Raw genomic sequence first — 7,408 nt, forward strand, 5'->3', positions numbered from 1 at the left:
CCTATTGCCGCATCTCCAGTTACCTGCAGACCATGGCAAATCAGGGATACAATCCGCTGGTCGCCATTCAAATGGCCTTTTCGGGACAGCTCTATGCTGATAGGGGTGAGTAGTTACCGCCGATATTTGTAACGAGGACGCCATCCACCCCATGGCCTGGGCATCCGCAAAGCGGAACCGCATCCCGCTGGTGGAAAAGCATTGCATCCAATGCGGCAACCCTTTTCACCTGCCAGAGGACAACCCACTGGCGGAAGAAAACCGCTGTCGCATTTGTGCAAAGAGTGACGATCAACGGCTGACCGCCTGATACTTATTTGACCCGGTATTCTGGTCGCCGGGTTGACAACAGGGTGTTAAAACTACACCGGTGGTTTCCTGGCCAACAGCAGTATACCGTTGGTTCGCAGGTCTTCTTCCGGGTAGCGCTCCAGCAATTCGTCCGGAACAGCGATGTCCATACGCAGACGCTGTTCGCGGACAATCTCGAACCCTGCTTCCTGAACCAGGGCCGCTACCTCATTTGCGGTAATGTGATTCAGGCTGTCGAACTCGCCCAGCTGAAAGCGCTTGAAATCCTCCATGTTCCGCTCGCGGTACTGGTGTCCCTGGTGCTGAGGCGGAATATCTCCGCTGTATTGCATGACGGCTGTCCGAAGCTGTTCCCCCGGCCAGAGCAGGTGCGCCCAGGGCACATCGATGAAGCGTCTCAGATGCGAGCCCCAGGGTGAGTAGTACAGAGGTTCGATCTGCAGGAAAAACAAACCGCCTTTGTGCAGACTGTTATACAGATCGGCGAAAATAACGGGTATCTGGGACTGGGGCACATGCTCGAAAACCGACCAGCTGAACACAGCATCGACGGCATGATGTTCCGCCAGAACCTGAAGGGGCTCGATCTGATGAAAGTGCAGGTTGTCCGGCAGATGCTGCAGATGCAATTGCTCTTTGGCCAGGTCGGGCAATTGGCGGAATTTGTCACCAATATCCACGCCGTGGACCCTGATCTGTGGATGGCGCAGCGCCACCCCCAGTGTAGTGATTCCACCGCCACAACCGAAATCCATCATGGCCGTCGCCGCTTGCAAATCCAGTTCAGCACCAATCCAGTCGAGCACCCGGCTTGCTGCATGGTTGAAATGTGAATCAAACCAGGTGGTGGATATATTTGCTGGATCCCAGGTTGTGGAATGAGGCATGGCCGGTTGTCATGAAAAGTCAAAATCCGGTTCAGTATACGCGAAGCCATCACGGCAATGCGAGCACCCGGGCGACATGCAACAGGACCCTGTCATCTATCAGGGTAAATCATTGAAAACGGTACCCGTGGCAGTCCGTGAAAATGTCTGCGGCACGGAAGCCGCAGCCAAGTCTGCATGGATGTATTTACGGCGTTTTTAACGGACTGCTGCTGGTGGCGTCATAGTTATTAACCAGGCATGTTTCCCATCAGCACAGAAACTGCTTAAAATCGATTGATCCAAAGCAGTTTCAGATGCCAGACCACCCTCACTATGCCAAGAACCCCCCGTGTTTCTTTTTCCCGTATTCTTACTGTCTGCCTGATGCTGTTTATGCTCCCGGGCTGCTCCAGGGAGACTGATTCAGAAACTTCCAGACCGAATATTCTCCTCGTGGTATCCGATCAGCAGCACTACCAGGCATTCGGTGCGGTAGACAGCTTCTTCTCGACCCCAAGCCTGGATGCGCTTGCCAGCGAATCCACGCTGTTCACCCGGGCTTTCGTAACTTCACCACAGTGCTCACCCAGCCGGTCGAGTATCTATACAGGCTACTATCCCCACAAGACCGGGGTTGTGGGCAATACGGGCTCCATCGATGCTGCGGGGCGGCGTATTTCACGTCTGGACGACTCCTTCAGGACCATTGGCGAATACCTGAAGCCTGCGGGGTACGTGACAGCCTATGTCGGCAAATGGCATCTCGGTGACGTGGGCAGGCACGCACAGGGCTATGACACCCGCGTGTTCAGCACCGTCAAGGGCGGAGACTCCATTCCCGACAGGGAAAAGACGCGCCACGCCCTGGCATTTCTCGACGCCATGTCCAGTGATCCTGCAAAACGCCCCTTTGCCCTGTTTCTGAACTACACCGCTCCCCATACCATCTACGGGTACGGCATCAAGCCCCCCCCCAGGCCGATTGCCGCACTGAAAAAAAACGTTCATCTGCCCGAGAGTTTCTATGCGGAAGACAGCAGCGAAAAGCCTGCGGCACAAACCCTGTACATGCAGAAAGACAATGGCAGGCTGTTCTATGACAAGGGTGAAGATATCTGGAAAACCTACCGCGGCATGTATCGGGAAAAAGTGAAGGACTTCGACCGTGAACTGGGGAAAGTCCTGGATTCACTGAAAGCACATGATTTACTGAAAAACACACTGGTCATCGTGACCTCGGATCATGGCGACATGGATACCCATCACCGGCTGGTGTTCAAAGGACCGTTCGGATATGAACAGGTTATCCGTGTTCCTCTTGTTGTCCATGTACCAAAACGGTTTGGCGGAAAAATTCCGCGCAGGGAAAATACTTTTACGGTCAATGTGGATCTGCTCCCAACCATCCTGGATTTTGCCGGCCTGTCCCCGGAAGTTGGTGACGGCAGCAGCCTGAAACCCCTGCTCACCGGTAACAACGGGCAGACTCCAGCAACCAAAGTGATTGGAGAGTATTACAACAAGCAGAAGTGGGTACATCCGCTGCGCATCATACGCACAGACAAGTACAAGTATATCAACCACTTGATTGGCATGGACGAACTCTATGACCTGGAATCGGACCCGGAGAGATTCACAATCTGAGCAATGACAGAAACTACGCCGGCATTCAGAAAGAATTGGCCAAGCACCTGAAAAAATGGATGGAAATACAGGCCGATCCTTTCACAGGCCTGTCTGCAACGGATCTGGAAGGCAGGCCGATTTCGTCTGTCGCCCCATAACCCCTCATTTCCCTACGGGGTGTAGCTGTATTATAGTTATTGAGGTAATCTCATAAAACCTGATTCAACTGGCGAAAACCATGCACACACAATTGACGAAGCTCATCGGACAACGCTTTCTGTTTCGTAGCAAGGTCTGGATTATTGTCGAGATTCTGCGGGAAGAAGATGCGCTGGTCATCGCTCCGGAACAGGCAGCCCAGAATCAGCGCATCCAGGCAGACCAGTATGGCAATGCCACGCGGCGTTGTGACCATTGCCAGACCCTGCCCCTCAGTGGCGCGGAAAACGAGGACGAATATTCGGAAGACGTCATGGAACTGCTGGCGGGGCGTATTGCCGACTGACGCCCGCCCATGATGCAAGGCCTCAGCCGGTGTCGTACCGCAACCCTGCCCTGAATCTCCTCTTGAGGCTGTTCAGCCGCTCTGCTGCAGGAGCAACTGCTCTATCCTTGTCACATCCTCGGGCGTATCCACTCCTGCAGGAGGGATTTCGGCAGCCAGGGACACGTGTATCCGCTTGCCATGCCACAGGGTACGAAGCTGCTCCAGTGATTCCTGGGCTTCGATAGGCGCTTCCGGCCAGCCCACATACTCCTTGATGAAAGCAGCACGGTAGGCATAGAGACCGATATGTCTCAGGTAGCCCCGGGAAACCTCCGCAGAGATTTCCTTTCCCCAGGCGAGCTCATCCCTTTTCCAGGGAACAGGAGCACGGCTGAAATATAGGGCATAACCCTTCCTGTCCAGGACGACCTTTACCACATTGGGATCGAAAAGCTGTTGCGGATGTTCCAGGTGAGCCGCCAGGGTCGCCGTATCCGCATACTGATGGTGCTCCATGTCCTGGGCAACCTGATTCAGCAGGGATACCGGCATCAGGGGTTCATCTCCCTGCAGATTGACGATGATCTCGTCGTCTGACCATCCCATGACGTCGATGACTTCTGCGATGCGCATGGTGCCGCTGCTGTGATCCGTACGGGTCATGCACACCCGTGCTCCGAAGCCGTCGGCAGCCTTGGCAATAAGTTCGTCATCCGTAGCGACAACGACTTCCCGCGCCTGGCTGGCACAGGCTTTTTCATAAACATGCTGCAGCATGGGCTTTCCCGCCAGCAACAGCAAAGGTTTACCCGGCAGGCGCGAGGATGCATAGCGCGCGGGAATAACGATCCGCATCAGACTTCTTCGTCGGGTGGCAGCTGACGGGCTTCCTGTTCGAGCATGACGGGGATGCCGTCACGGATGGGAAAAGCCAGACGATCCACCTTGCAAATCAGTTCCTCAGCAGACTTTTTGTAAACGAGCTTGCCTTTGCAAATCGGACAAACCAGGATATCAAGCAACTTCTTGTCCATGTTTCAAACCCTTCATCAGTTGATCAAATTCGTCTATGAAACCCGGGTCGGGCGCCATTTCTATTCTTACCAGCCAATGCCGTCCGGTGGCAAAACGCGCATATTTGACGGCATCTTTTTCTGTCATCAGTACCGGCAGGTCGTCATCAAACTGCAGGTCTTTTTTCCGGTAGACCCGGTGATCCCGAAAGGCATGGGGAATGGCCTTCAGGCCATAGTGCTGCAGCATGTCGAAAAAGCGCTGTGGATTTCCCGTTCCCGCCACGGCATGTACCGTTTCGCCCTCCGCCCTGGAAAGTGGCTGAGGTTCTTCAGACAGGTTCAGCAGGGGAAGCACCAGCGGTTCCCGGATGGTCATGCTGGGCACACCTTCGCGCCAGAGACCGTTGCTGATCAGCAGGTCGGCGCGGCGCAGCCGCGCGGGGAGCTCTCGCAAGGGGCCGGCGGGCAACAGAAACCCGTTACCAAAACCCCGTTCCCCGTCGATAACCACGATCTCCATGTCCCGTCCCATGGCGTAATGCTGCAAACCGTCATCTGATAATACGATATTGCACACTGTATGCTGCAGCAATTCCCGCACGGCATCGGCCCGTTCCGGCGCCACACACACCGGGCAGTTGCTGAGACGCGCCAGCAGCACGGCTTCATCACCCACGACCACCGGATCGCTGTCCGGTCTGACCTGCTGAGGCCAATGGCTGGCCTTGCCGCCATAACCCCTGGCAACGATACCCGGCGTATATCCCAGTTCCATGAGATGCCGGCTCAGCCAGATCACCAAGGGTGTCTTGCCGGTGCCGCCAACGGTGATATTGCCCACGACGATAACAGGGGCGGAAAACCGGTGAGTCTTTTTCAGACGCAGCACATACAGCAGACGACGAAAACTGCTGATCAGCCAAAAAACAAGAGACAGTGGCAGCAGCAGGTAGGCCAGCGGGTTTTTGCCGTACCAGATGCTGTTCAAGGATCCTTATTCCTCTGCCTGCGAAGACCTGGCGAGAAAACTCAGGTGGCTGAGTCCCAGTTGCCCGGCGGCATCCATCACCATCATCACTGCCTGGAAAGGCGCCTGCTTGTCGCTGGTAACAGTTACCGGAATATCCGTGCGATCGGCGGCTGCTTTTTGCAGCGCACGTTTCAGGGTATCCACGTCGTGGGTCACCAGTTCCTGATCGTCGAGATAGAATTGTCCCTTGGCATCGATGGTGATCGCTATGGTCTTCTGATCCTGGTTTTCTTCTGCCTGGGCACTGGCCTCGGGAAGATCCACCTTGAGCTGGGTCTGTTTGTCGAAAGTGGTGGATACCATAAAAAAAATGAGCAGCAGGAACACAACGTCAATGAGCGGCGTCATGTCAACCAGGACATTTCTGCTGCGCCGGGAGGGCCGTATGTTCATGGCCTTACTTCTCCCGCTCGCCGTGGAGTACTTCCACCATCTTGATCGCCTGCTGTTCCATGGCAATCGCCAGTTCGTCCACCCGCCCGGTGAGATAACGGTGTGCGATCAGACTGGGAATGGCCACGGACAGACCCGCTGCCGTGGTGATCAGCGCCTTGGAGATGCCTCCGGCCAGAACCGCAGGATTTCCTACCCCGCCGGCGCTGGTGATGGCAGCAAAGACCTCGATCATACCGAATACCGTTCCGAGCAGACCCAGTAACGGGGCAATGGCCGCCACGGTACCCAGGGCATTCAAATAGCGCTCCAGCTCATGAACCACCTGCCGCCCCTCCTCCTCGATGGCCTCTTTCATCACATCGCGGGAATGGTGCAGGTTGGTCAATCCCGTGGCCAGCAAGCGCCCCAGGGGCGAGCTTTCACGGATGGCCATGATACGTTGCCGGTCCAGTTCCTTGCTCTTGTACAGCTTCCAGATTTGCGGAAGCAGATGGTCAGGCACCACCCGGCGGCGGCGGAAAGCCCAGAGCCGCTCCAGCGTAATGGCCATGGCGATCACTGAACAGGCGATGATCGGCCACATCAACAGGCCACCTGCTTCTATAAACTCAAACACCTCGAATGATCCTCTTCGTTTTCCAGAAGCCAATCATACTAAAACATGTGTAAATCTTCCCGGCTATTTGTGCCAGTAATGCCGGGAAACTGCCGCCCAGGAAACGGGGGACAACACCTGATCCCGGCCCAGTTCAAACCTGATGGCGCCCTGATTTGCCGTATTCAGGGGCGTCGCGCCACCGGCAAGCCACCTGGCAACCACTTCCTCTCGCGGAAATCCCCAGCGATTGTCCTTTCCCGCGGAAAACAGCACATATTCGGCCTGAGTCGCCCGAATGAAAGCCTCGGTGGAAGAACTGGCGCTGCCACGACGACCTGGCTGCGCAAGCTTTCCCGGACATGCTGTACCAGCCATTGTTCTGCCGGCTGTTCGATATCCCCGGTCAGCAGAACTGCCTGCCCGTCCACGGAAACCTTGAGTACGCAGGAAGCGTTGTTGCCTTCTTCAAACCGATATGCCGAAGGATAAAGAAACTCGAACCGCACGCCATCCCACCACCAGATCTCATCCTTACTGCAGCGGCGGAAAGCTGCGACACCACCCAGTCCCGGTGGCTCCCCGGCGAGAATATCCATAACCCGAATACCGCGCAACAGATCCTGCGTCCCTCCCACGTGATCGATATCACTGTGGCTGAGCACGAGTCTGTCTACCTTACGGATACCCTGACTTTGCAGATAGGGAAGCAGCACCGCTGATCCCGTATTGAAACCCGATGGATACTTCGGACCGGTATCGAATACCAGGACATGCCTGGCGGTTCGCACCACCGCAGACAGCCCCTGTCCCACATCCAGTACAGTGATTCTGAAATGACTGGCCTGTGGTGCGACGACCCGCTGTGCCAACAACACACCGCTCATAAGCATCAAAGTCAGCGACGACAGGCGCCACAGGGGATGCACTGCCATTCGTCTGAAACGCCACAAGCCCAGCAGAACCAATGCGGCGAAAACAGGTACCACAGTTACTGCAATGCCTTGCCAATGGGGGTAATGACCGGGTAGCTGCGATAACCGCCAACTTTTAAGCGGCCACTTCAATCGGCAACCT

Annotated in this window: 9 protein-coding genes; 2 read left to right on the top strand and 7 right to left on the bottom strand. The window is 55.7% G+C overall.

The window, feature by feature from the left end; translation table 11 throughout:
• Positions 1 to 362: 362 nt before the first annotated feature.
• Positions 363 to 1,199, bottom strand: coding sequence for an SAM-dependent methyltransferase (locus ACOCD2_RS09030; RefSeq protein WP_293646897.1), 837 nt, complete (start codon positions 1,197 to 1,199; stop codon positions 363 to 365).
• 375 nt (positions 1,200 to 1,574) lie between these two features.
• On the opposite strand from ACOCD2_RS09030, the gene ACOCD2_RS09035 reads away from it, so the two are divergent.
• Positions 1,575 to 2,825, top strand: a complete 1,251-nt coding sequence (locus ACOCD2_RS09035; RefSeq protein WP_293688231.1) for a sulfatase — start codon at positions 1,575 to 1,577, stop codon at positions 2,823 to 2,825.
• Positions 2,826 to 3,045: 220 nt separating this feature from the next.
• Entirely contained in the window at positions 3,046 to 3,312 is a 267-nt protein-coding gene (locus ACOCD2_RS09040; protein WP_293646903.1) for a hypothetical protein, read from the top strand.
• 72 nt (positions 3,313 to 3,384) lie between these two features.
• On the opposite strand, the gene kdsB is transcribed toward ACOCD2_RS09040, so the two are convergent.
• The 6 genes from kdsB to ACOCD2_RS09070 form a co-directional block, all read right to left on the bottom strand.
• On the bottom strand, positions 3,385 to 4,149 hold the full coding sequence (gene kdsB / locus ACOCD2_RS09045; protein WP_293646905.1) for a 3-deoxy-manno-octulosonate cytidylyltransferase: 765 nt from the start codon (positions 4,147 to 4,149) through the stop codon (positions 3,385 to 3,387).
• The gene (locus ACOCD2_RS09050; protein WP_293646907.1) at positions 4,149 to 4,328 is read right to left on the bottom strand and encodes a Trm112 family protein; all 180 of its coding nucleotides are present in this window, start codon (positions 4,326 to 4,328) and stop codon (positions 4,149 to 4,151) included. The genes kdsB and ACOCD2_RS09050 overlap by 1 nt, the downstream gene beginning before the upstream one ends.
• A complete protein-coding gene (gene lpxK, locus ACOCD2_RS09055) occupies positions 4,309 to 5,298 on the bottom strand; it encodes a tetraacyldisaccharide 4'-kinase (RefSeq protein WP_293646909.1) in 990 nt (329 codons plus the stop codon). The genes ACOCD2_RS09050 and lpxK overlap by 20 nt, the downstream gene beginning before the upstream one ends.
• 6 nt (positions 5,299 to 5,304) lie before the next feature.
• Positions 5,305 to 5,733 carry an ExbD/TolR family protein gene (locus ACOCD2_RS09060; RefSeq protein ID WP_293646911.1) on the bottom strand — a complete coding sequence of 143 codons (429 nt, stop codon included), beginning with the start codon at positions 5,731 to 5,733 and terminating at the stop codon, positions 5,305 to 5,307.
• 4 nt (positions 5,734 to 5,737) lie between these two features.
• Positions 5,738 to 6,352: a MotA/TolQ/ExbB proton channel family protein gene (locus ACOCD2_RS09065; RefSeq protein WP_293646913.1), complete on the bottom strand. Its 615-nt coding sequence runs from the start codon at positions 6,350 to 6,352 to the stop codon at positions 5,738 to 5,740.
• Between the two features lie 164 nt (positions 6,353 to 6,516).
• Positions 6,517 to 7,408, bottom strand: an 892-nt coding sequence (locus ACOCD2_RS09070) for an MBL fold metallo-hydrolase (RefSeq protein ID WP_293672584.1), incomplete at its 5' end; no start/stop codon positions are given.

The sequence above is a fragment of the Thiolapillus sp. genome (genome assembly GCF_048562965.1).
Classification (GTDB): domain Bacteria; phylum Pseudomonadota; class Gammaproteobacteria; order Chromatiales; family Chromatiaceae; genus Thiolapillus; species Thiolapillus brandeum_A.

Excerpts from the sequence above, each read along its gene's own strand:
- ACOCD2_RS09050 (WP_293646907.1), bottom strand. The coding sequence starts at position 4,328 with ATGGACAAGAAGTTGCTTGATATCCTGGTTTGTCCGATTTGCAAAGGC.
- ACOCD2_RS09035 (WP_293688231.1), top strand. The coding sequence starts at position 1,575 with ATGCTCCCGGGCTGCTCCAGGGAGACTGATTCAGAAACTTCCAGACCG.
- kdsB (WP_293646905.1), bottom strand. The coding sequence starts at position 4,149 with ATGCGGATCGTTATTCCCGCGCGCTATGCATCCTCGCGCCTGCCGGGT.
- ACOCD2_RS09030 (WP_293646897.1), bottom strand. The coding sequence starts at position 1,199 with ATGCCTCATTCCACAACCTGGGATCCAGCAAATATATCCACCACCTGG.
- ACOCD2_RS09060 (WP_293646911.1), bottom strand. The coding sequence starts at position 5,733 with ATGAACATACGGCCCTCCCGGCGCAGCAGAAATGTCCTGGTTGACATG.
- ACOCD2_RS09040 (WP_293646903.1), top strand. The coding sequence starts at position 3,046 with ATGCACACACAATTGACGAAGCTCATCGGACAACGCTTTCTGTTTCGT.